Below are 21,323 nucleotides of genomic sequence, written 5' to 3'. Positions count from 1 at the left end.
GTCGGGCAGTTCCGACGGGGTTGACAAATCCTTTGTGTCTCGGGGTGTCGCTGAGGTCGCGTCTCGTCGTGGCCGGGACGTTCCGTGCGTCGCGCCGGACCGACCGCCGACCGACGAGTCGCGGTTCGGTTACGGTTCGTACGAACAGCTATCGCCGCACTCGCCGGAACAGCCACACGCGTCATCGGCGCAATCGTTGCAGCAACTGTTCCGTCGGTACGTGACGAATGCGAGAGCCAACCCGATGCCACCGAGGACCGTCGCGGGAATCGGCCCGAGAACGGGAACGTCGATGGGGCCTTCGCCGACGATGCCGAGGCTGTAGCCCGCGAGGACGCCAGCGAACAGTAGCACGGTGTTTCGGAGGCCGATTCGGTCCCTCGCGGACGAAACGACGCTCCGTTTCGGAGGAGCGGAATCCATCTCAGAGGACATACTCGTACCGAAACGCCCTACCGTTTTAACCGTCAGCGAAGCTCGCACTGACCGAGTACGGGTTCCTGACTTACTTGCAGTTTCGTGCCTAGTTTCGGTTGGTAATCCAGTGGCGATAGAATGATACGTCCACGTCCGGTACGCTCTCGACAGATGACCGAAACGGTCGAAGAGGAGGCGTGCGTCGCGTCGTGGTGCGCTGGCGACGACTGGTGTACCGTGACCTGTACGGCCCACCTCCTCGGAAAGAAGTGGCATCCGGTTATCCTCCATCGACTGCTCGTTCACGGACCGCTCGGATTCAACGCGCTCAAGGACGACATCGAGTCGATTTCGAGCACCGTACTGTCGAACAGTCTCGAGGACTTGGAAGACAAGGCTCTCGTGAATCGAAAGATAGTGAGCGAGAAGCCGGTCCGGGTCCAGTACTCGCTGACCGAGCGGGGTGCCTCGCTCGAACCGGTAATCGAAGCGATGGACGCGTGGGGCGAGACGCATCTCCCAGAGACGTCCTGTAGTTGATCGCCGTCCGTCTCGGCACAGATACGGTATCGGACCGACAGTCGTTCCCGCGTACCTCGGAGAACGGGCGGTCCCGACAATTCACTCCATTTCGACGTTCGTCTGCGTCTCGGACTCGGCGACCGCTTCTTCGACCGCTCCGAAGACGGCGTCGGGACCGACCACTCGCCCGCGCTCGCTCAACTCCCGATAGAGCGCGGCGGCGTCGCTCCCGGCGTAGTTGCGCTCGTCGAACGGGCGTTCCTCGACCACGACCACCGAGTCGGCCTCGCGGGCGGCCCGGAGGTTGGCGAGGTTGCCCGCGCCGACCTCCACGTCGGCGAGGACCGTCGCGTCGGCCTCTCGGACGCGGGCCTCGACCTCTCGGCGGGCCGCCTCGCCGACCGGCGCGAACGGCTCCTCGGTCACGGCGTCGAGACCGAGCGACCGGGCGGTTTCGAGGTCGGAGTCGCCCTCGTTGAGCGCGCCGACCGAGACCTCGTAGCCCGCCGCCGAGAGGACGTAGAGCAACCGCGAGACCGTGCCGCCCCCGCCGACGACGTGGACTCGGCCCGCTTGGTCGTCCTCCGCCGGGCGCTCGGGGAGCGCCGTGACGTAGGTCGAACCCGTCACGGGGTGGCTCGAAACGACCGCCCGCGTGTCGAAGGCGGCTTCGAGGTGGTCCTCCGCGAGGACCGTCTCGGGGTCTCCGCTGGCTCGAATCTCGCCGCCCGCGAGCAGGCGCAACTCGTCGCAGTAGTGGGCCGCCAGATTCAGGTCGTGGATGGCCGCCACGACGGTCTTGCCCTCGTCGGCCAGTTCGCGGACGAGTTCGAGCGTCCGGACCTGATGGTTGATGTCGAGGCTCGCGGTCGGTTCGTCCAACAGGAGCGCGGGCGTGTCTTGGGCCAGCGCGCGCGCCAGCAGGACGCGCTGGCGCTCGCCGCCCGACACCGCGGTAATCGACCGCTCGGCGAAGTCCCCGACCTCGGTGCGCTCCATCGCCGACCGGACGCGCTCGCGGTCGGAGGTGTCTTCTCGGGACGATTGCGGACCGGAAAAGCGCGACCGATAGGGGTGGCGACCCATCGCCACGGCTTCCTCGACGGGGAAGTCGAATGAGAGCGTGGTGTCCTGCGGGACCACCGCGACCCGGCGACTCGCCTCCTTCGAGGAGAGCGACGAGACGGGGTCGCCGCCCACCCGGACCTCGCCGCGGTCGGGCGCGAGGACGCCGTGGATGGTCCGGAGCAGGGTGGTCTTTCCGGCCCCGTTCGGCCCGACCAAGCCGACGAACCGGCCGTCCTCGACGGTGGTGGTCACGCCGTCGAGGACTCGATTGCCACCGAGTTCGACTGCTACGTCGTCTATCTCTATCATCGGTTTCTAGGCGTTTCGAGTGTTTGCTCTGCTGTTTATGCGGTCGCTGGTATCGGAATTGGAGTCGTCCGTGCTGTCGCGGTTGCGGTTACGGTTTTTGGCGTCGGAGTTAGAGGCGTTGCAGTCGCGGTTTTTGGCGTCGGAATCGGAGTCGTCGCAGTCTTCTCCCGAGTTAGAGGAACGTCGTTTTAGAAAGCCCCCGACCGCTCGCGGTCGCTCCGGCGGATATCCTCGGCTCACCTTCGGTTCGCCTCGGATAGAGCCGCGGGAGACGACCACGGGTCTCCGACCCCCGAGCGATCGGCCCCTTTCGGTCCACCCAAACGGTAGTTCGTTGCGGGTAGTGCGTCCCTGTCGGCTGAGTAGCCGAGCGCATCCAGTCGAAAAGGACTGCCTTCCGAAAACGTCCGAAATACGGCTCATAGCGCGTGTACCTCCCGCGAGCGGAGCAGGTAGAGGAAGAAGGGCGCGCCCAGAAACGCGGTCACGATGCCGACCGGTAGCTCCGCGGGGCCGGAGCGCGCCAGCGTGTCCGTGGCGACGAGGAACGTCGCGCCCGCGAGCGCCGAGGTCGGGAGCAGAATTCGGTGGTTCGGCCCGACGAGCAGGCGCATGACGTGGGGCACGACCAGTCCGACGAAGCCGATGACGCCCGTGACCGCGACCGCCGCGCCGGTCATCACGCTGGCGACGCCGAGCAGGAGGCGCTTGGTGCGTTCGACCTCGACGCCGAGCGCGTGGGCGTCCTCCTCGCCGAGCAGGAGGACGTTCAGGTCGTTCGCGTACGCCAGCAGGACGGCGAACCCGACGAGCGTCACCGGTAGGACCATCGCCACGTCGGCCCACGAGGCCAGATGGAGGTGGCCCATCAGCCAGTAGACCGCCCGGCGAAGGCTCTCGCCGCTCTGGAGGAGCAGAAAGGAGACCACCGCGCCGAGGAAGGTCTGGACCGCGACGCCGGCGAGCAGGAGGGTGGCGACCGGCGTCCGGCCGTCTTCGGTGGCGAGCAGGTAGACGCCGAACGCGGCCCCGATAGCGCCGAGGAAGGCGGCGGCCGGGAGCGCGAGGTGCGGACCGACCGGGAGGGCGAACGGGAGCGCGATGGTCGCCACCGCGCCCACCGCCGCGCCCGACGAGACGCCGATGATGGAGGGGTCGGCCATCGGATTCCGGAAGAACCCCTGCATCACGACCCCCGCCGTCGAGAGCGCGAAGCCGACGACCGCGCCCAAGACGATGCGGGGCAACCGGAGCGTCACGACGATGGTCCGGGCGGTCTCGGGCACCGCGAAGTGAAAGAGGGGCGCGAACTCGACGGTCGGGGTCGGAGCCGAGACCGCCAGCCCCGCGATCCGGAGCGTCCGCTCGGCCACCCCGACCCCGGCGGGCACCGCGAGCGCGTTCAGGAGGACCTTCCCGACCACCACGTAGTCGAGCGGGACCGGCCCGATGGCGGCGCTCGCGATGACGACGACCGCCAGCGTCGCGGCCAACCCCGTCGACCAACCGACGACTCTCGCGGAGTCGCGCATCGTCTGAAATCGAGGTTGCTTTAGGTAAATACTTATTGGATACGGCCGGAGATGGGCACGCATGAGCCAGCAGGCAACGACTCTATTCGCGGTACTGCTCGTCCTCACGGCGGGCGTCGCCCCGGTCGGAGCGGTCTCCGAGGCGACCCCGAGCGACGCGAGCGCGGTCGGAAGCACAGCGCAGTCGAACTGTTCGTTCCCGGTCAACGCGACCGACGCGACGGGAACCGAGGTGACGGTCGAACAGTCGCCCGAGCGCGTCGTCACGCTCGGGCCGAGCGCGGCCCAGACGATGTGGGAGATCGGCGGTAAGTCCCAGGTCGTCGGCGTCACCAAGTACTCGTCGTATCTGAATGGTACCGAGTCGCGGGCGAACGTCTCGGGCGCGGGTCGGACCTACGTGAACGTCGAGAAGGTCGTCGCCCAGGAGCCCGGTCTCGTCCTCGCGGCGAACGTCATCTCGAACGAGACGGTCGGAAAGCTCCGGGAGGCGGGACTCACCGTCTTCAAGTTCGCGGAGGCGAAGTCGGTCGCGGACATCTACGCGAAGACGAACCTGACCGGGGAACTCACGGGTAACTGCGCGGGCGCGGCCGAGACGGTCTCGTGGATGAAAGACCGCATCTCGACAGTCCGCGAGGCCACCGAGGGCGAGTCCTCGCCCTCGGTCTTCGTCTCGCAGGGCGGTGGCTGGACCGCGGGCAACGGCACCTTCGTCGGGAACGTGGTCGAACTCGCCGGCGGGAGCAACGTCGCGGCCGAGGCCAACATCACCGGCTACGCCAAGATCAGCGAGGAGGTCATCGTCGAGCAGAACCCCGAGTGGATCGTCCAGATCGGCGCGCTCGGCGGCTACCCCCAGACCGAGGCGTACAACGGCACCGCCGCCGTCGAGAACGGCCAAATCGTCACGGTCAGTAGCGAGAACATCAGTCAGCCGGCACCGCGGGTGGTCTACGCTATCGTGAAGATGGCGAAGTCGTTCCATCCCGAGGCCTTCGCCGATGCGAACGCGACGACCACGACCGCCACGGCGACGACCGAGAGTACGGAGACGGCGAACACGGAAACGACGACCAAGACGACGACTGACGCGCCCGCGACGACCTCCGAGGGCGCGATGCAGGAAGCGACGACCACCTCGACCGCCGCCGACGACTCCTCGTCGGGGTCCATCCCCGGCTTCGGCGTCCCCGCCGCGCTCGCGGCGCTCGCCGGCGCGGCGATGCTCGCGCGCCGTCGCTGACGTCGCCGAGATTCGCTCTTTTTCATTTCCTAAGTTGTTTAACGGCCGGAGCGAGACGTTGACGTATGGTCGAGAAAGTGCTGTGGCCCGCCTACTTCGACGCGGAGAAGACCCGCAACGAGGGCCGACGGGTGGCCGCCGAGATGGCCGTCGAGGAGCCGACGGTGGACGAAATCGCTCAGGCGGTCCAACAGGTCGGGTACGACGCGATAATCGAGCGCGACAAGGCCTACTCCCGCGAGAACTGGGACGAGCGCGGTCGCGTGCTGGTCCAGAACGCCGACGACTCCTCGAAGAACGACCTGATTCAGGCGGTCGCGGCCTACGTCGCGGCGCTCCGAGACTGATGCCGATGCAGAGACTCGGCGAGGTCGTCCGGACCGCCCAAGGATTGGCGGTCGTCCGGTGTCCCGACGACGACCCGCCGGACGTGGGGACCGAAGCGGTGGACGAGCAACTGACCGTCGTAGGTCGGGTCGTGGACGTGTTCGGCCCGGTCTCGCGGCCCTACGTCGCGGTCACGCCCGACGAAGGGGTCGCGCTGGCGACGCTGGTGGGCCAGAAACTGTACGCGCGGTGAGGCTCGTACGCCCGCCGAGCGCCCGATTCTACGCTCGCCGCCAGTCGTCCGCCTCGGCGAGTCGGGTGCGCTTCTCCTCGAAGTCGGCTTTCGCCGCGCCGTAGAAGCGTTCGCGCCCGACCGGAGTCCGGACGGCGAGGACGACCGTGTTCTCGGTCACGTCGTAGACGCCGAGCGTCCGCCCGGTGGAGCGGTGTTCCCACGCGGCCACCTTCGACGCTCGGGAGACGACCCGCGACCCTAACTCCCAACTGAGGCGGTTCAGGGCGGGGAGGGTGAACGGCACGGTCTCGGGAAGGCGGACGGTCCCCGACGAGCGCCCCCGCGCTCCGTGACTCGACATACCATCGCATGGACCTGCCGCGACGAAAAACGTATCGATTAGCTGGTGAATGAAACCGGCGGGGGCCGGTCGCGGGACGCCGAGAGACCACAACCACAAAGGCGGCCGGGTGGCAACGACCGGGCATGGAGAATCGAACGCGCGTGTTCGCGGCCGCCGGGTTGACCGTCGCCATGTTCCTGTTCGTCCAACTCGGTGCGCTGGCGCTCGTCGAACCGTTCCAGCAGGCGGGCTACCAGCAGGTCGAGAACCCCTCCGACCCGACGAACAGTCTGGTCTACGTCGCGGCGGTGCTGGTCCTGACCGGCGTGATGCTCGCTATCATCAAACTCGACGTGCAGTGGCTGCTCCGCGGGGCGCTCATCTTCACCAGCGGACTGCTCTCGTGGTACGTCTTCTCGGTCGTGATTCCGGCGTGGGTCGTCGTGCAGTTGGGCGGCGCACCCCTCAATCTGGCCGCGCTGGCCGCGGCCGCGACCGTCTCGCTGGCGCTCGCGGTCCACCCCGAGTGGTACGTCATCGACGCCGCGGGCGTCCTGATGGGCGCTGGCGCGGCCGGACTGTTCGGCATCAGCTTTGGCCTGCTTCCGGCCGTCCTGCTGTTGACCGTCCTCGCGGTGTACGACGCCATCAGCGTCTACGGCACCGAACACATGCTGACGCTCGCCTCGGGCGTGATGGACCTGAAGATTCCCGTCATCCTCGTGATTCCGATGACGCTCTCGTACTCGTTCTTGGACGACGACGGGATGGCCGACGGGGAAGACGCCGCGGACGCGCCCGACGAGACCGAGACCGCCAGCGCCGCCGACGGCGGCGAGACGCCGGAGGCGGACGCCGAGCGAGCGCCGGAATCGGACGCCCACGACGAGGCCGAGCGCCCGGACGTGACCGACCGCGACGTGTTCTTCATCGGGTTGGGCGACGCGGTGATGCCGACGGTGATGGTCGCCAGCGCGGCCTCCTTCGCGCCGCCCGAATCGCTGATCTCCGGGTTCGCGCTCAACCTGCCCGCGCTGACCTCGATGGTCGGCACCATCGCGGGACTGCTCGTCCTCCTCTGGATGGTCATGAAGGGTCGCGCGCACGCCGGACTCCCGCTCCTGAACGGCGGCGCTATCGGCGGCTATCTGGTCGGCGCGCTGGCGAGCGGGATGACGCTGATGCAGGCGTTGGGACTGTAACTGAACCGACGCTTCAGCGACGTTCTCGTTCTGCGGACTTCAAAACCGATCGCGAATCGGCGGAACCACGCCCAGCGTCACCGCGCCGAGGTAGAGGCCGAAAGCGATGATGAGGCCGCCTAGCACCGTTGGGGCCGAACCTCCCGTCCGAGTCACCATTCCGATGCCAGCCCAAACGACCACCAGTGCGACGCCGACCAGCAACAGCGTCCCGATAACGCCGAGGATGGCGTCCTCGACGGCCTCGCGGACGACGCCGTAGAGCGCGGCCTCGTCGAAGCCGATTTCGTCGCCCCCGTCGGGTTCGGCGGTCTCTTCCGGGTCGCGGGAGGGTCGGTCGGACCGATCGTCAGAAGCGGAGCCCATACGTTGTCATCGGAAGGCGACCACAGAAATCTGTCGGTGTCCCTACGTGTCGGCGGCGTCCCGCCGGGACTCCGTGATATGCCATCACAAATGATTTGCGAGCCGCTCACAACCCATAACCGAGACGACATACTCAAGTGCGAGTAAATATTTTGTATGGGTATGCGATGGCAGCATCCCCGAAACATGACCGACGTAGAGCGCAAGAAAGAAGAGACGAAAGCGGGCACCGACTCGTCGTTCATCGCGGCGATGATGCTCGCGGCGTAAGGTAGCCTTGCACCGAACGACCACTCACTTCTCCGAATCGTCTAATTCGTAGTCCGGCCCGACCAGTCGAGGTCTACCGTCCCGTCAGCGCCTCGCTCGCGGGCGCGAACGAGATTTCCGAGCCGAGACCCTCGTCATCCGCCTTCTCGTAGAGCATGTGCGCCGCGGCGACCGTCTCGATGCCGGTGCCGCCGCTGTCGAAGACGGTGATTTCGTCGTCGGACTCGCGACCGGGCGCTCCCCCGGCGACGACCTCGCCCAGTTCGGCGTACACGTCGTCCTCCGAGACCACGCCCTCCTCGACCGCGGCGATGAACGACCCGGCGTCCTTCATCACGCGTTCGCGGAGGTCCGGGACGTACTTGGCGCGCCCGACTGTCGTCGCGTCGAGTTCGCGCTTCTCGGGGTGGTACTGGCCCATCGCGGTGACGTGAGTGCCCTCCGCGAGCAGGTCGCCGTCGAAGACGGGGTCGCTCGCGGTCGTCGCCGTGACCACGATGTCGGCCTCCTCGACCGCCGCGGCGCTGGACGCGACGGCGGCGACCGAGGGACCTAACTCCTCGTTCATCTCGGCCGCGAAGGACTCGCGCGACTCCTTGGTCGGCGAGTACACCCAGACGCTTTCGAGGTCCCGGACGGTCGCGGCCGCGCGCAACTGCCCGCGGGCCTGCGAGCCACTGCCGATGAGCGCGAGCGTCTTGGCGTCCTCGCGGGCCAGCGCGTCGATGCCGACCGCGCCCGCCGCACCGGTCTTGAAGGGGTTCATGCTCGCGCCGTCCAGAAGCGCCAGCGGTTCGCCCGACTCGGCGTCGAAGACGGGGGCGACGAACCACGCGTCTTCCGCGCCGAACCCGGCGGCGTACATGTACCCGCCCATCGCGCCGGTCTCGGGCAGGACCGCCGAGTAGTCGGTGAGCATCCCCGGCGGCTCGGCGTTGGTGAGTTTCGCGCGCGGACGGGCCGGAGCGCCCTCGCCGCGCTGGCGGTAGCCGTCGCGGACCGCCTCGACGTATTCGGCGGGCGTCGCCAGTCCGGAAACCTCCTCGCTGGTCAGGAACAGAGCGTCCGTCATGCCCGAGTGAACACAGTCCAGTCGGAAAACGATTGAGGGACGACGCGAGGCGTGACGAGTGGTTGACCTGTCCGCGTCGCGGTCGGAGAAGACACTCGACATCGAAACCACCCAAAGCGAGAAGTGAAAGGAGAAGCCGCAGCGACGGAGTCGAGAGCCGATTCAGTCGGCGGGTTCGAAGGAAGTCGAAGATTCGACGGTGTCGGACGACGACTGGGTGTCGTCCACGGGGCTGTTGACGAACAGTGCGTGACCGATGAGCGCGACGGGGATGCCGGCAGCCAGCGGGACGGCGGACGTAATCGAGAAGCCGACGACGCTCAGCGCAGCGGTTACACCGATCAGGGAAAGCGGAATCAGTCCGAGGATTAGGTCGTAGTACCCAGTCATAATCTATTACAAAATATGCTCCATAGGTATATAACTCTTTCCCGTAGTTGAGCGGTTCAATACCGATAGGCGAATCCTATGCTCTGGATGAGATTCTCATAACTTATAGATACGCCACCAGAATGTTTTCGCGCTCAGAACGCCCAAAACGAACCACAGGGCGGTTCTGAGACCGGCGGTGAAATTCACAGCAGTAATTTCGAGCGGCCGACCGGACGCGCGGCTCACCTCGGTAAACCGGTCGAACGAATCAGCGAGCGCGGGAGAACCGACGAACGACGATTAGAAACCGGGCGAGAATCGCTGAGGAACGCCGCCAGAATACCGATTTCCGAGGATTGGGAGATGGGACGTTACTCGCTCGGTTCGCGGAGCAGGAACGCCCCGAGTCCCGCCAGCACCGCGAGAGCGCCGCCGAGCGCGAACGCGACGGGCCAACTGGTCTGGGACACGAGCCACCCCGTCACGCCACCGCCGAAGACGCCGCCCCACATCTTGCCGGAGTAGAGCAGCGCGTAGTTCGTCGAGGAGTGTTGCTGGCCGTAGTAGTCGCCGACGACGCTCGGAAAGAGGGTGTACTGGGGGCTCCAGAAGAACGTCGCTATCACCACGGCCGCGAGGAAGCCCAGCGGCGTCTGGGCCACGCCGAACCAGACCACCGCGAACACCCCGAGACCGCAGAGCAGGAACGACACGCCCATCGCGCTCTCGCGGTCCATCCGGTCCGAGAGGTCGCCGACGACGAGGCGGCCGACTCCGGCCGCGATGGGGAGGACCGTCGCCCCCGCGGTCGCGGTCAGGGCCGTGAGACCGACGTTCTGGGCGAACGAGATCACTTTCGCGGTCAGCATCAGTCCGGCCCCGCTGGCGAAGACGAACATCGCGTACATCAGCCAGAACTGCCACGTCCGGAGCATCTCGCGGGAGGTGTACTGTCTGGGCGCGGCGGCGCTCGCCCCGCCGTCGGTCTCGGCGGGGGCCGATTCCGAGTTACTCGCCACGACCGACTCGCTCGCATCGCTCCCCTCGCTCGCGCCGACCCATCCGCTCGGCGGGTCGCGCAGGACCAGCGCGCCGACGAGGACGCCGACGCCGATGAGCAGGCCCATGTTGCGGAGGACGTCCGAGTAGCTCGCTACGGTCGCGTTGGCGCGGACGTACGGGATGAACAGGGCGCTCCCGGCGGCGAACGCCATCGTGCCGACGCCGGTCGTCAGCCCCCGGCGGTCGGGGAACCACTTCAGCGCGGTGTTGACCGCGACGGTGTAGACGATGCCGACGCCGACCGCGCCCATCGAGTAGAGCAGGTAGAGATGCCAGACCTCGGTCGCGTAGGCCAGGCCGACGTAGCCGCCGCCCGCGAGGAGGCCGGCGAGGAGCGCGAGTCCTCGCGGCCCGTGACGGTCCCGGTACCATCCGACCGGGAACTGCGACCCCGCTTGGAAGACGACGAACAGGGTGAAGACGAACCCGAGAGCGGTCGGATCGAGTTCCAGCGACCGCGCGATGGGCGACTCGATGGACGACCAGACGTACTGGTACGGGCTGATGAGCCCCATCATCACCGCGGCGGCGGCGACCTGCCACCACCGCGAGAACCCCAGTACGTCCCGCGCCCGAGCGGCGTAGTCGATGTCGGACTGCGACGACGCTGTCATTACTTCGCACCTGTCTTCGGCCCGCAATCAGCGTTGTGCTTGCGGAAGGTTCGTGGAGAACGAGTTTTCGGAGGTGTGGTTTATGACGGGTGTGAGGAGTCGGGGGACGAGCGGGAGAAGACGAACGACGGAAGAAGCTAGCTTCAGGCTTGAACGAAGGAGTCTCCGTACTGCCCCGCACAACACCTCGTCTTCCCCAGCCTCCTGCGTTGTCTGCGAACCGCGTTCGCAGACTACTCGTCCCTCGCGCGGTTGGCGCGTCGCCGCGGGCGCCGCGCCAGCGCGCGCCGACCGCCGACTGGTGAACGTTCGAGACTGACTAATTCTATCTCACTCGCCGCGCGTCGGCAGGTCCTCGACCGCGGGGCCGTCCAGCACCTCGCCGTCCAGTCCGAACCGCGAGCCGTGACAGGGGCAGTCCCACGACTGCTCGGCGTCGTTCCAGTGGACGATGCAGTCCATGTGGGTGCAGACCGCCGAGGAGACGTGGAGTTCGCCGTCCTCGTCGCGGGCGACCGCGAGTTGCTTGCCGCCGCGCCGGACGACCTCGCCCTCGCCCGGTGCGACGGCCGGATCCTCGCCGCGGAAGGGGGCCTTCGCCCAGTCGCGGGTGAACTCCGTGCCCACGTCGAGGTTCTCTTTGAGGAACTCCTTGCCGCCGGCCTCGGGGTCGAAACGTTGCGGGTCGAAGGCGTCGGCCCACCGGGGCGTCTCCCCGCGGGCGTACGCCGCGAGCATCTTCCCCGCGGCGGTCCCGTTGGTCATGCCCCATCCGGCGAACCCCGTGGCGACGTAGACGCCGTGGGTCGTCGGGCCGAGTTCGCCGACGAAGGGAATCCGGTCGATGGACACGTAGTCCTGCGTGGACCACCGATAGCGGACCTCCGCCACGTCGAAGTGGTCGCGCGCCTGACGTTCCAGTTTCCGGTAGCGCTCGGCGGTCGAACCGCCCTGTCCCGTCTTGTGGTTCTGGCCGCCGACGAGCATCACGGGTCCGTCGGCGTTCCACTCCGCCGAACTCGGAACCGGCCGCGCCGAGAAGTAGGGCGACTGGTCGCGGTAGAACATCCCGCGGGGCGGTTCCTCGGCGAGTTCGACCGCCAGCACGTACGACCGCTTGGGGTACTGGCGCGCGAAGTAGAACGCCGGGTCCACGATGGGGAAGTGAGTCGTCAGCAGGACGCTCTCGGCGGTGACGGTGCCGCCCTCGGTCTCGACGCGGCAGGGGTCGCCCTTCCCGCCGTCGTCCACGTCGGTCACCTTCGTCCCCTCGAAGACGTGGGCGTCCTCGCGGGGAATCTCGTCGGCGAGGTCGAGCAGGTATTGCCGCGGGTGGAACTGGGCTTGGTCGGCGAACTTCACCGCGCCGGGAGACTCGTCGGGGAACGGCGGGTCCGCGACGAACTCGGCGGGTAGGTCCAGTCCCTCCGCGACGGTGGCCTCGCGGCCGACCGCGCCGCGTTGCTCTCTGTCGGCGGCGTAGGTGTAGGCGGGCAGGCGCTCGAACCCGCAGTCGATGTCGTGGCGCTCGACGCGCTCGGCTACCTCCTCGATCGCGGCGGCGTTGGCGCGGGCGTACTGCCGGGCGGCGTCCCGGCCGTGCTTGTCGAGCAGGTCGTCGTAGATGAGTCCGTGCTGGGCCGTGACCTTCGCGGTCGTCTTGCCGGTCACGCCCTCGACGATGCGGTCCCGTTCCAGCAGGACGACCGATTGGCCCGCTTCCGCGGCGTGGAGCGCCGCGGTGACGCCCGCGATTCCCCCGCCGACGACCGCGGTATCGACGTGTCTGTCCCGGTCGAGCGCCGGGAAGTCGGTCCGGTCCGTCGTCGCCAGCCAAAGCGATTCGTCCTCCCCCGGTAGCGTGTCTCTGTCGGCCATTTTGTCCCCCGGAATCGACTCGGAGTTCGTTCCCGGCGCACTTACCCTCGGTGGCTGTGACCGTGGCCCGAGTTCGTCATCCGGGGTCCGCGACGACCGGCGGCGGGTCCGCGTCGGCCTTCGCGGCCAGAAAGTCGCGCTCGGCCGCCGAGAGACCCTCGCGCTCGCGGTAGGCGTCGAGACCGGTTCGGTAGGCCTCCGGCGGCCGGTCGCTCGGGGCGACGAGGACCAACTCCGCGAGGCCGGTCTCCTCGCCGGTGTAGCCGAACCCGGCCTTGTAGAGCGCGTGGAACGCGAAGGGGTTGTTGACCGCGATGCGGACGCGCTCGTATCCTCGCTCGCGGAGTCGCGCGGCGGCGAACCGACAGAGGCGCGCGCCGAGTCCGGCCCCGCGGCGGTCCCGCCGGACGGTGACGTAGCGAAGCCACGCGGCAGCGGAGTCGGTCCGGTCCTCGTTGAACGCGACGGCGGCGACGATGCGGTCGTCTTCCACCCAGTCGCGGTCCGGAGCGTCCGTCTCGGGCGTGGGGGTCTCGGCATCTTCACCGCCGGTCGCGCGCTCGGCGTCCTCGTCGCGGACGACGGCCTTCCCGGTGTTCGACATCACGAACTTCCCGGCGTAGCTGAACGCGCGGTGGTCGAGTCGGAGCGTGGGGTCGTCGTCGGGCCACCCGAGTACCGCGTACTCCATAGCCGACGTTGCGTTTCCGGGGGTAACTGCCCTTCGCTCGGGAGGGTCGCGCTTCGAGAAATCGCCGCGACAGTGCTATCGCAGCTCCGCCACCAGTCCGCGCCACGCCGAGAAGGCGACGAGACCGACGCCCGTCACGACCAAGATGAAGGTCAACGGCGAGTCGCCGTGGAAGAAGCCGGTCGAGCGAAGCGTCAGTCCGATGGCGGCCGCCGGAACCCACGTCGCCACCGCGCGCAGGACCGCCCCTTTGACCGTGCGGGTCGCGTCGGGCGCGTACGCGCCCGACGCGAGCGCGGCGACGACCCACCCGACGAGGAACGGCGCGACGGTACCGGCGACGCGTCCGGGATTCGCCACCGGGCTGAAACCGTGGTTCATCGACCCGAGCGTGAGGAATCCGGCCAGCACCAGCAGGTCGCCCAAAGCGAGGCCTGCGGTGGCCGAGGAGGGTTCGACCCGCGAGCGAACGAATCCGTCGGCGTTGCTCATGGTGGCGGATTTGGTCCGACCGGTAATGTTTCTCCCGGTGTCCGACGAGCGACGCCGACCGGCGGAGAGGGGCGGTTCTCGGCGTCGAATCGGTCGTCGCTCGGCGCTACTCACTCTTCCTCGGACTTCCGGCCGACTGCGGTGTACTCGAAGCCCCGCGAGCGGTACTTGGCGTCGAGGCCCGCGTCGGCGACGAGGCGGCCGAGGTCGGCGGGCGCGAAGAATTTCGAGTCGAAGCCGTAGAGGTGTTCGCCGGCCTCGATCAGTCGGCCGACCGGCGCGCTCGGGTCGATTTCGCGGACGACGAGGACACCGCCGGGTCGCAGGACGCGCGCCGCCGATTTCAGCGCGCGCTCGGGGTCGCCGAAGTGGTGGAGCGCGTCCACCACGAGGACGGCATCGACGCTCTCGTCGGCGAAGGGCAGGCGCGCGGCGTCGGCCCGGACCGCCTCGAAGCCGTTGCAACGGGCCTGCCGAGTCATCCCCTCGGCGGCGTCGGCGACGATGCGCTCGCGCGCCCCGAGCGCGGAGGCCCCGCGTCCGGTGCCGCCGCCCACGTCGAGGACGCGCTCGACGTCTCCGTCGGCGAACGCGAGCGCCTCGCGTAGCTCCTCGGCGTCGGCGGTCGGCGCGAGCCAGTCGTAGACGCGGGCCACGCGGTCGAAGGTGGCGGTGTCGCCGAGTGCGTCGCTCATGTGGAGACGGACGCGACGCGGCGAGAAAAATCGAACGCTCGGTTCGGGGCCTGTTCGTCGTCTCGCGCTCACTCGTCGTCGCGTTCCCGGTCCACTCTACGCGCCGACCTTTCGGTACGCGACGTAGGAGTAGACCGTGCTGTACAGCGCCACGGCGACCGCCGGGGCCACCACGAGCAGTTCGGCGTAGGACGGGACCAGCACGCCCAGCACGGCCACGACGCCCGCGAGTTTGAACAGCGGCGCGGCGCGCTCGTGAGTCCGGTCCCAGACCTCCTCGTTCGAGATGGTCCACGGCGTCCGGATACCGACGAACCAGTTCCGCTCGGCGTGGGCCGTGAGGACGCCGACGTAGTAGTACAGCGCGCCGATGGCGGGCGCGAGCGCCTGCATCACCGCGAACTCGTAGCCCGCGTTGGCCGCGAGGACGAGACCGTGGACGTAGGTCAGGAACGCGAGCAGGAGGACGACGAAGGTGTCGTACTGCTCGCGGAACGCGGCGACGTTCTCGCCGAGCGGGTCGATGCGCGGCAGGAACGCGAACAGCGCGAGCATCCCGGCCGACAGCGCCGGGAAGAGCGCGAGCGCGACCAGTCTGGGCGTCCGGCCGTCGATTTCGCCCGCGGCGTTCCAGTGGGTCGCCATCTCGGCGGGCATCTCCGGGTACGCGAGCGCGCTCATCACGGCCGAGAGCGCCACGAGGAGACCACCCGCGAGGTAGCTTCGTCGGAGGGTCATACTCGACTCTTGTCCGCTTTCGGATATAAATCCGCGGCCGGAACTGCAGGGACTGAAACGGAGCGACGGATTTCCGAGTGGGAAGCCGAGCAGTAGTAGCTTTCAAACCCGCGCGCTCCCTACTCCGACCAACGATGGGAAACACGGACATGCGCCAACTGGCGGTCCTCTCGGAGGTCCCCTTCGACGAACTCGACGGGAGCGTCGTCGCGGTGGACGCCCACAACTGGCTCTACAAGTACCTCACGACGACGGTGAAGTGGACCCGCGACGAGGTGTACACCACCGACGACGGCACGGAGGTCGCCAACCTCGTCGGCGTCGTGCAGGGCCTGCCGAAGTTCTTCGAGAACGACCTGACGCCGGTGTTCGTCTTCGACGGCGCGGTGACCGACCACAAGTCGGCGGAGATCGAACAGCGCCGCGAGGAGCGCGCGAAGCGCGAGGAAAAACTGGAGGAGGCCCGCGAGGAGGGCGACGCCGTCGAAATCGCGCGATTGGATGCCCACACCCAGCGATTGACCGACACGATTCAGCGGACCACCCGCGAGTTGTTCGATAGGTTGGACGTGCCCTACATCGAGGCCCCTGCGGAGGGCGAGGCGCAGGCCGCCCACATGAATCGGACCGGTGCAGTCGATTACTGCGGGACCGAGGACTACGATTCGCTCCTGCTCGGCGCACCCCTGACCCTGCGCCAGTTGACCAGCAAGGGCGACCCCGAATTGATGGACTTCGAGGCGACGCTGGAGGAACACGACGTGACGTGGGAGCAACTGGTGGACATCGGCATCCTCTGTGGCACGGACTTCAACGAGGGCGTCTCGGGCGTCGGCCCGAAGACGGCGCTGAAGGAAGTGAAGGAACACGGCGACGTCTGGGGCGTCTTGGAGGCCCGCGGCGCGAGCATCGAGAAGGACGTGGACGTGATTCGGGAACTGTTCCTGAACCCGACCGTCTCGGACGACTACGAGTTCGACGCCGAGATGGACCCGGACATGGAGGCGGCGCGCGAGTACGTCGTAGACGAGTGGGGCGTCGCGGAAGACGAAGTCGAGCGCGGCTTCGAGCGCATCGAGGAGTCCGTCGTGCAGACCGGACTGGACAAGTGGACGTAGCGGTGACTCTACCGCGTCCCCATTTCACCAATCGAACGGGACCGCGATGTCCTACGCGGGCGGGTCTGCGTCGTCACCGAATCCGCTCCCGTACGCCTCGACGACTTCTGTAACGGTGACTTCGTACGCATCGTACCACTCCGTCCACCGCTGTTTCGCCCGTTTATGCTCAGAGACCGCTCCAAACGACTCGAGCGCGTCCAACGACTCCCAGTAATAAACGACGAGAACCTCCTCACTCTCCGAGGCGTGCCACGTCCGCTTGCCCAGATACCCCTCCGTATCCTCGGCGGCCGCTTGTATCGCGTCGTTCAACTCGTGAAACTCCTCGTCGTACTCCCCCGGAGCGAGGCGAAACGTAACGAGATACATCAGTACGGTTCACTCGCCCACGCGAACAAAACGCTTCTCCTCGGAGGACGCAAAATTTCGTTACAGACCACTCCTGACCCGCTCCATCGCCGGTTCTGTCTCTGCCCGGTCTCACTCGAAACCGCACAGCTATCCGTCGGTAGAGAGAACACCCTATCAACTACCCGACCGTAGCAGGCTATCTCTCATTACTTCCCGGACAACGTTTATACCCCAGAGCGAAGCAGTCGGGGATATGAACGACGAGCCGAACCGACCGGAACCGACCGCCGGGAACCGTGGCCCGTCGCGGAACGCCTTTAGGCCCCGGACGCAAACGACGACGCAATGACACGGGTGATACACACGGGGGACACCCACCTCGGGTACCAGCAGTACCACTCCCCCGAGCGCCGGGAGGACTTCCTCCGGGCCTTCGAGCAGGTCGTAACGGACGCCATCGAGGAAGACGTAGACGCCGTGGTCCACGCCGGCGACCTGTTCCACGACCGTCGCCCGGACCTGAACGCCCTCCACGGGACCATCTCGATTCTCCGACGACTCCGCGACGCCGGCGTCCCGTTCCTCGCCGTCGTCGGCAATCACGAGGGCACGCGGGGCCGCCAGTGGCTCGACCTCTTCGAGATGCTGGGGCTGGCCACCCGACTCGGCGACGAACCGGAAGTCGTCGGCGACACGGCCTTCTACGGTCTCGACCACGTGCCCAAGTCCAAGCGCGACGACCTCGATTACCGGTTCGCGCCCCACGACCGACCCCACGCCGCGCTGGTGAGCCACGGTCTGTTCCAACCGTTCGACCTCGGCGACTGGGACGCCGAGGAGGTCCTGACCGAGGCGAGCGTCGATTTCGACGCGATGCTGTTGGGCGACAACCACGACCCCGGCAAGAAGCGGGTCGCCGAGACGTGGGTCACCTACTGCGGTTCGACCGAGCGCTGTAGCACCGACGAGCGCGAGGACCGGGGCTACAACATCGTGGAGTTCGACGGCGAGACCACCATCGCTCGGCGGGGTCTCGACGCGACGCGGGACTTCGAGTTCGTGGCGGCGGACCTCGCGGAAGGCGAAGGCATCGAGCGCGTCCGCGAGACGCTGCGCGAGCGCGACCTCGAAGACGCCGTGGTCGTGGTCGAAATCGACGGCGACGGCGAGGACGTGACGCCCGCCCGCGTCGAGGAGTTCGCGCTCGACGCCGGGGCGCTCGTCGCGCGCGTCAAGGACCGCCGCGAGGCCGAGGACGAGGACGGCGAGTTGGACGTGTCCTTCGCCGACCCCGACGACGCCGTGCGCGACCGCGTCCGCGACCTCGGCCTGAGCGAGGCCGCCCGCGACATCGACGAGACCGTCCGCGCGAGCAAGGTCGCGGACGCGAACGTCCGCGAGTCGGTCCGGAACCGCGTGAGCGAACTGGTCGCCGAGGGCGACCTCGACGCCTTCGAGTCCGCGCCCGAGACGGACGAGAGCGAGACGGTCGAGAGCGAGGGTGAGGCCGAAGGTGAAGCCGAGAGCGAGGAGCGCGACCCGAGCGACGACGGCGAAACGAGAGCGCCCGACCCCGACGACCCCGAAGCGGTGGAAGCGGTCGCCGAGGCCGCGGCCGACGCCGCGGCGGAGGGCGAGACGACGGCGGACAGTGAGACGACGGCGGAGGGCGATTCGCCGGAAGCCTCCGACGCCGACGGGACGCTGGAGGAGTACCTATGAAGTTCGACCGCGTGCGCCTCCGGAACTTCAAGTGCTACGCCGACGCCGACCTGCGACTCGACCGCGGCGTCACCGTCATCCACGGCCTGAACGGGAGCGGGAAGTCCTCGCTGCTGGAGGCCTGCTTCTTCGCGCTCTACGGCGCGAAGGCCCTCGACCGCACGCTGGAGGACGTCGTGACCATCGGCGAGGAGGAGGCCATCATCGAACTCTGGTTCACCCACGACGGCGGCGACTTCCACGTCCGGCGGCGGATTCGTGCGACCGGCGAGCGCGCGACGACCGCCGAGTGCGTCCTCGAAACCCCCGAGGACACGATAGAGGGCGCGCGCGACGTTCGCCGGGAGGTGACGAGCCTCTTCCGGATGGACTCGGAGGCGTTCGTCAACTGCGCGTACGTCCGGCAGGGCGAGGTCAACAAGCTCATCAACGCCTCGCCGGGCCAGCGCCAGGACATGATAGACGACCTGCTCCAGCTCGGGAAACTGGAGGAGTACCGCGAGCGCGCCAGCGACGCCCGCCTCGGGGTCAAGTCCGTGCTGGACGACAAGGAGGGCCGGCTCGCGGGGCTCGACGACCAGATAGAGGAGAAAGAGGAGAAGAACCTCCACGAGCGGCTGAACGACCTCAAGTCGAAGCTCGGGGACACCCAGGGCGAGATAGAGCGATTCGAGGGCAACAAGGAAACCGCCGAGGAGACCTACGAGCAGGCCGTCGAGGTGTTGGAGAGCTACGAGGAGAAGCGCGAGGAGCTGGAGTCGCTGTCGTCGGACATCGAGGAACTGGAGTCCGAAATCAGCGAGACGGAACGAGAGCGGACCGAACACGGCGAGCGCGTCCGGGAACTCCGCGAGCGCGTCGAAGACCTCGAATCCGAGGTCGAGGACCGCCTGTCGGAGACCGACATCGCTACCGCCGACGAGGAGTCCATCGACGCCCGGCTGGACGAACTCGACGCCGAGGACGACGAGTTGCAGTCGGAACTGAGCGACGCCGAGAAGCAGGCGATGATGTTCGGCAACCAAGCCGACAAACTCGCCGAGAAGGCCGACGAGTTCGAGTCGCGCGCCAGCGAGAAGCGCGAGCGCGCCGACCAACTCGAAACCGACGCCGAGGAGGCCGAAGCGGACCTCGACTCGTATCGCGAGAAACTGGAGACCCTCGGCGAGCAGATAGACGACGAAAAAGCCGCGTTCGAGGACGCACCGGTCGCGTTCGGCGAGGCCGAGTCGTACCTCGAAGAGCGCCGCGAGGAGCGCGAGGGCCTCCGGGAGCGCGAGCAGGAGCTGACCGCCGAACTCACCAGTCTCCGAGATAGCATCGAAGAGGCCGAGGAACTGCTCGACGAGGGCAAGTGCCCCGAGTGCGGCCAACCCGTCGAGGACTCGCCCCACGTCGATACGCTGGCGAAGGACCGCGAGCGCGCCGACGAACTCGACGCCGAACTCGCCGAGGTCCGCGACGAGCGCGAGCGAGTCGAGGCGACCGTCGAGGAGGCCGAGCGACTCCGCGAGGCCGAGCAGACCGTCGAGAACACGCGCGAGAACCGTCGGAACGTCGAGCAGTTGGTCGAGAACAAGGAGGCGTCGGTCGCCGAGAAACGCGAGGAGGCCGCCGAGTTGCGCGAGGCGGCAGACGACCTCGAATCGGACGCCGCCGAGAAGCGCGAGGACGCCGAGAATTTGCGGGAGAAAGCCGAGGACCGCGAGGCGCGCGTCGAGGAACTGGACGCGGAGCGCGAGGAAATCGAGACCAAGCGCGAGCGACTGGACGAGATTCGGGACCTCCGCGGACGAATCGCGGACGCCGAGGACGACATCGAGCGCCACCGCGAGAAGCGTCGGAACCTCGAAGAGGTCAACGACCAGCGCCGCGAGCGCCTCGCCGACAAGCGCGAGCGTCGCAGCGACCTCCGGGAGAGCTACGACGACCGGAAGGTCCAGAGCGCCCGCGAGGACAAGAAAGAGGCCGAGGACTACTTGGAGAAGGTCGAGGTGAAGCTGGAAGAACTCCGAGAGAAGCGCGACGACCTCCAGAGCGCCATCGGCGGCGTCGAGAGCGAACTCGAAGAGTTGGAACGACTGCGCGACCGGCGCGACGACCTCCGCGAGCGCGTCGAGTCGCTGGAATCGCTTCGTGAGGAGGCCGCAGAGCTACAGGAGATGTACGGCGACCTGCGGGCGGAACTCCGCCAGCGCAACGTCGAGCAGTTAGAGGAGATGCTCAACGAGGTGTTCGACCTCGTGTACCAGAACGATTCGTACGCGCGCATCGAACTCGACGGCGAGTACGAACTGACCGTCTACCAGAAGGACGGCGAGGCGCTTGACCCCGAACAGCTCTCGGGCGGCGAGCGCGCGCTGTTCAACCTGAGCCTGCGGTGTGCCATCTACCGACTGCTCTCGGAGGGCATCGAGGGGACCGCACCGATGCCGCCCCTGATTTTGGACGAACCGACCGTCTTCCTCGACTCGGGGCACGTCTCGCAACTCGCGGAACTGGTCGCGTCGATGCGCGAGTTGGGCGTCGAGCAGATAATCGTCGTGAGCCACGACGACGAACTCGTCGCGGCGGCCGACGACGTGGTATGGGTCGAGAAGGACTCGGTGTCGAACCGCTCGACGGTAGAGCGCCGCGAGACCGTGCTGGAGGCCGCGGACTGACGGAAGCGCGGTCCG

The 21,323-nt window shown here is 67.6% G+C and carries 22 protein-coding genes and 1 pseudogene; 8 read left to right on the top strand and 15 right to left on the bottom strand.

Annotated features, from left to right (window positions below):
* Positions 1–129: 129 nt before the first annotated feature.
* Positions 130–435 (bottom strand): hypothetical protein, encoded by a 306-nt coding sequence (locus M0R88_RS12915; protein WP_248653914.1) that lies wholly within the window; start codon positions 433–435, stop codon positions 130–132.
* Positions 436–588: 153 nt separating this feature from the next.
* On the opposite strand from M0R88_RS12915, the gene M0R88_RS12910 reads away from it, so the two are divergent.
* Positions 589–957, top strand: a complete 369-nt coding sequence (locus M0R88_RS12910; RefSeq protein ID WP_248653913.1) for a winged helix-turn-helix transcriptional regulator — start codon at positions 589–591, stop codon at positions 955–957.
* 81 nt (positions 958–1,038) lie between these two features.
* On the opposite strand, the gene M0R88_RS18890 is transcribed toward M0R88_RS12910, so the two are convergent.
* The 3 genes and pseudogenes from M0R88_RS18890 to btuC all read right to left on the bottom strand — a co-directional run bounded on the left by M0R88_RS18890 (position 1,039) and on the right by btuC (position 3,848).
* Positions 1,039–1,569 carry a hypothetical protein gene (locus M0R88_RS18890; protein WP_497007284.1) on the bottom strand — a complete coding sequence of 177 codons (531 nt, stop codon included), beginning with the start codon at positions 1,567–1,569 and terminating at the stop codon, positions 1,039–1,041.
* Positions 1,558–2,316 (bottom strand): annotated as a pseudogene (locus M0R88_RS18885) (heme ABC transporter ATP-binding protein); the annotation flags it as partial. The gene M0R88_RS18890 and the pseudogene M0R88_RS18885, both read right to left, overlap by 12 nt.
* A gap of 419 nt (positions 2,317–2,735) precedes the next feature.
* Positions 2,736–3,848: a vitamin B12 ABC transporter permease BtuC gene (gene btuC, locus M0R88_RS12900; protein ID WP_248653911.1), complete on the bottom strand. Its 1,113-nt coding sequence runs from the start codon at positions 3,846–3,848 to the stop codon at positions 2,736–2,738.
* Between the two features lie 61 nt (positions 3,849–3,909).
* Here btuC and M0R88_RS12895 point away from each other — a divergent pair, with 61 nt between their 5' ends.
* The 3 genes from M0R88_RS12895 to M0R88_RS12885 all read left to right on the top strand — a co-directional run bounded on the left by M0R88_RS12895 (position 3,910) and on the right by M0R88_RS12885 (position 5,674).
* Entirely contained in the window at positions 3,910–5,094 is a 1,185-nt protein-coding gene (locus tag M0R88_RS12895; RefSeq protein WP_248653910.1) for a PGF-CTERM-anchored ABC transporter substrate-binding protein, read from the top strand.
* Between the two features lie 65 nt (positions 5,095–5,159).
* Positions 5,160–5,441 carry a signal recognition particle subunit SRP19 gene (gene srp19 / locus M0R88_RS12890; RefSeq protein ID WP_248653909.1) on the top strand — a complete coding sequence of 94 codons (282 nt, stop codon included), beginning with the start codon at positions 5,160–5,162 and terminating at the stop codon, positions 5,439–5,441.
* A gap of 5 nt (positions 5,442–5,446) precedes the next feature.
* A complete protein-coding gene (locus M0R88_RS12885) occupies positions 5,447–5,674 on the top strand; it encodes an H/ACA ribonucleoprotein complex subunit GAR1 (protein WP_248656705.1) in 228 nt (75 codons plus the stop codon).
* A 28-nt stretch (positions 5,675–5,702) separates the two neighbouring features.
* On the opposite strand, the gene M0R88_RS12880 is transcribed toward M0R88_RS12885, so the two are convergent.
* Positions 5,703–6,017: a hypothetical protein gene (locus M0R88_RS12880; protein WP_248653908.1), complete on the bottom strand. Its 315-nt coding sequence runs from the start codon at positions 6,015–6,017 to the stop codon at positions 5,703–5,705.
* A gap of 125 nt (positions 6,018–6,142) precedes the next feature.
* Between M0R88_RS12880 and M0R88_RS12875 the strand changes: the two genes are divergently transcribed.
* Complete coding sequence (locus M0R88_RS12875; protein WP_248653907.1) at positions 6,143–7,201, top strand: presenilin family intramembrane aspartyl protease PSH; 1,059 nt, start codon at positions 6,143–6,145, stop codon at positions 7,199–7,201.
* A 39-nt stretch (positions 7,202–7,240) separates the two neighbouring features.
* Here M0R88_RS12875 and M0R88_RS12870 read toward each other — a convergent pair whose 3' ends face one another.
* The 9 genes from M0R88_RS12870 to M0R88_RS12830 all read right to left on the bottom strand — a co-directional run bounded on the left by M0R88_RS12870 (position 7,241) and on the right by M0R88_RS12830 (position 15,451).
* On the bottom strand, positions 7,241–7,567 hold the full coding sequence (locus M0R88_RS12870; RefSeq protein ID WP_248653906.1) for a hypothetical protein: 327 nt from the start codon (positions 7,565–7,567) through the stop codon (positions 7,241–7,243).
* Positions 7,568–7,910: 343 nt separating this feature from the next.
* Positions 7,911–8,909, bottom strand: a complete 999-nt coding sequence (locus M0R88_RS12865; protein ID WP_248653905.1) for an ornithine cyclodeaminase family protein — start codon at positions 8,907–8,909, stop codon at positions 7,911–7,913.
* 162 nt (positions 8,910–9,071) lie between these two features.
* Positions 9,072–9,299 (bottom strand): DUF8015 family protein, encoded by a 228-nt coding sequence (locus tag M0R88_RS12860; RefSeq protein ID WP_248653904.1) that lies wholly within the window; start codon positions 9,297–9,299, stop codon positions 9,072–9,074.
* A 353-nt stretch (positions 9,300–9,652) separates the two neighbouring features.
* On the bottom strand, positions 9,653–10,957 hold the full coding sequence (locus M0R88_RS12855; RefSeq protein WP_248653903.1) for an OFA family MFS transporter: 1,305 nt from the start codon (positions 10,955–10,957) through the stop codon (positions 9,653–9,655).
* A 330-nt stretch (positions 10,958–11,287) separates the two neighbouring features.
* The gene (locus M0R88_RS12850) at positions 11,288–12,835 is read right to left on the bottom strand and encodes an FAD-dependent oxidoreductase (protein ID WP_248653902.1); all 1,548 of its coding nucleotides are present in this window, start codon (positions 12,833–12,835) and stop codon (positions 11,288–11,290) included.
* 76 nt (positions 12,836–12,911) lie between these two features.
* On the bottom strand, positions 12,912–13,526 hold the full coding sequence (locus M0R88_RS12845) for a GNAT family N-acetyltransferase (protein ID WP_248653901.1): 615 nt from the start codon (positions 13,524–13,526) through the stop codon (positions 12,912–12,914).
* 75 nt (positions 13,527–13,601) lie between these two features.
* Positions 13,602–14,018, bottom strand: coding sequence for a DUF3054 domain-containing protein (locus tag M0R88_RS12840; protein ID WP_248653900.1), 417 nt, complete (start codon positions 14,016–14,018; stop codon positions 13,602–13,604).
* A gap of 110 nt (positions 14,019–14,128) precedes the next feature.
* Positions 14,129–14,713, bottom strand: a complete 585-nt coding sequence (locus M0R88_RS12835) for a class I SAM-dependent methyltransferase (RefSeq protein WP_248653899.1) — start codon at positions 14,711–14,713, stop codon at positions 14,129–14,131.
* A gap of 96 nt (positions 14,714–14,809) precedes the next feature.
* On the bottom strand, positions 14,810–15,451 hold the full coding sequence (locus M0R88_RS12830) for an SdpI family protein (RefSeq protein WP_248653898.1): 642 nt from the start codon (positions 15,449–15,451) through the stop codon (positions 14,810–14,812).
* Between the two features lie 134 nt (positions 15,452–15,585).
* Here M0R88_RS12830 and fen point away from each other — a divergent pair, with 134 nt between their 5' ends.
* A complete protein-coding gene (gene fen, locus M0R88_RS12825; protein ID WP_248653897.1) occupies positions 15,586–16,569 on the top strand; it encodes a flap endonuclease-1 in 984 nt (327 codons plus the stop codon).
* A gap of 51 nt (positions 16,570–16,620) precedes the next feature.
* Here fen and M0R88_RS12820 read toward each other — a convergent pair whose 3' ends face one another.
* Positions 16,621–16,941 carry an antibiotic biosynthesis monooxygenase family protein gene (locus tag M0R88_RS12820; RefSeq protein WP_248653896.1) on the bottom strand — a complete coding sequence of 107 codons (321 nt, stop codon included), beginning with the start codon at positions 16,939–16,941 and terminating at the stop codon, positions 16,621–16,623.
* A gap of 327 nt (positions 16,942–17,268) precedes the next feature.
* On the opposite strand from M0R88_RS12820, the gene mre11 reads away from it, so the two are divergent.
* Together mre11 and rad50 are read left to right on the top strand one after the other, a co-directional pair.
* The gene (mre11, locus tag M0R88_RS12815; protein ID WP_248653895.1) at positions 17,269–18,645 is read left to right on the top strand and encodes a DNA double-strand break repair protein Mre11; all 1,377 of its coding nucleotides are present in this window, start codon (positions 17,269–17,271) and stop codon (positions 18,643–18,645) included.
* Positions 18,642–21,308 carry a DNA double-strand break repair ATPase Rad50 gene (gene rad50, locus M0R88_RS12810; RefSeq protein WP_248653894.1) on the top strand — a complete coding sequence of 889 codons (2,667 nt, stop codon included), beginning with the start codon at positions 18,642–18,644 and terminating at the stop codon, positions 21,306–21,308. Before mre11 ends, rad50 begins: the two co-directional genes overlap by 4 nt.
* Positions 21,309–21,323 lie beyond the last annotated feature (15 nt).

Source organism: Halorussus gelatinilyticus (assembly GCF_023238445.1).
Classification (GTDB): domain Archaea; phylum Halobacteriota; class Halobacteria; order Halobacteriales; family Haladaptataceae; genus Halorussus; species Halorussus gelatinilyticus.
The sequence above is the reverse complement of the archived record's forward strand: the minus strand, read 5'-3'. Positions and strand labels throughout refer to the sequence as shown.

Bases quoted from the DNA above. Each gene is read 5' to 3' on its own strand.
- M0R88_RS12860 (WP_248653904.1), bottom strand. From the start codon at position 9,299: ATGACTGGGTACTACGACCTAATCCTCGGACTGATTCCGCTTTCCCTG.
- btuC (WP_248653911.1), bottom strand. From the start codon at position 3,848: ATGCGCGACTCCGCGAGAGTCGTCGGTTGGTCGACGGGGTTGGCCGCG.
- M0R88_RS12910 (WP_248653913.1), top strand. From the start codon at position 589: ATGACCGAAACGGTCGAAGAGGAGGCGTGCGTCGCGTCGTGGTGCGCT.
- M0R88_RS12880 (WP_248653908.1), bottom strand. From the start codon at position 6,017: ATGTCGAGTCACGGAGCGCGGGGGCGCTCGTCGGGGACCGTCCGCCTT.
- M0R88_RS12865 (WP_248653905.1), bottom strand. From the start codon at position 8,909: ATGACGGACGCTCTGTTCCTGACCAGCGAGGAGGTTTCCGGACTGGCG.
- M0R88_RS12875 (WP_248653907.1), top strand. From the start codon at position 6,143: ATGGAGAATCGAACGCGCGTGTTCGCGGCCGCCGGGTTGACCGTCGCC.
- M0R88_RS12840 (WP_248653900.1), bottom strand. From the start codon at position 14,018: ATGAGCAACGCCGACGGATTCGTTCGCTCGCGGGTCGAACCCTCCTCG.
- M0R88_RS12835 (WP_248653899.1), bottom strand. From the start codon at position 14,713: ATGAGCGACGCACTCGGCGACACCGCCACCTTCGACCGCGTGGCCCGC.
- M0R88_RS12915 (WP_248653914.1), bottom strand. From the start codon at position 435: ATGTCCTCTGAGATGGATTCCGCTCCTCCGAAACGGAGCGTCGTTTCG.
- rad50 (WP_248653894.1), top strand. From the start codon at position 18,642: ATGAAGTTCGACCGCGTGCGCCTCCGGAACTTCAAGTGCTACGCCGAC.
- M0R88_RS12855 (WP_248653903.1), bottom strand. From the start codon at position 10,957: ATGACAGCGTCGTCGCAGTCCGACATCGACTACGCCGCTCGGGCGCGG.
- M0R88_RS12845 (WP_248653901.1), bottom strand. From the start codon at position 13,526: ATGGAGTACGCGGTACTCGGGTGGCCCGACGACGACCCCACGCTCCGA.
- M0R88_RS12895 (WP_248653910.1), top strand. From the start codon at position 3,910: ATGAGCCAGCAGGCAACGACTCTATTCGCGGTACTGCTCGTCCTCACG.
- M0R88_RS12820 (WP_248653896.1), bottom strand. From the start codon at position 16,941: ATGTATCTCGTTACGTTTCGCCTCGCTCCGGGGGAGTACGACGAGGAG.
- mre11 (WP_248653895.1), top strand. From the start codon at position 17,269: ATGACACGGGTGATACACACGGGGGACACCCACCTCGGGTACCAGCAG.
- M0R88_RS12885 (WP_248656705.1), top strand. From the start codon at position 5,447: ATGCAGAGACTCGGCGAGGTCGTCCGGACCGCCCAAGGATTGGCGGTC.
- M0R88_RS12830 (WP_248653898.1), bottom strand. From the start codon at position 15,451: ATGACCCTCCGACGAAGCTACCTCGCGGGTGGTCTCCTCGTGGCGCTC.
- M0R88_RS12850 (WP_248653902.1), bottom strand. From the start codon at position 12,835: ATGGCCGACAGAGACACGCTACCGGGGGAGGACGAATCGCTTTGGCTG.
- M0R88_RS12870 (WP_248653906.1), bottom strand. From the start codon at position 7,567: ATGGGCTCCGCTTCTGACGATCGGTCCGACCGACCCTCCCGCGACCCG.
- srp19 (WP_248653909.1), top strand. From the start codon at position 5,160: ATGGTCGAGAAAGTGCTGTGGCCCGCCTACTTCGACGCGGAGAAGACC.
- fen (WP_248653897.1), top strand. From the start codon at position 15,586: ATGGGAAACACGGACATGCGCCAACTGGCGGTCCTCTCGGAGGTCCCC.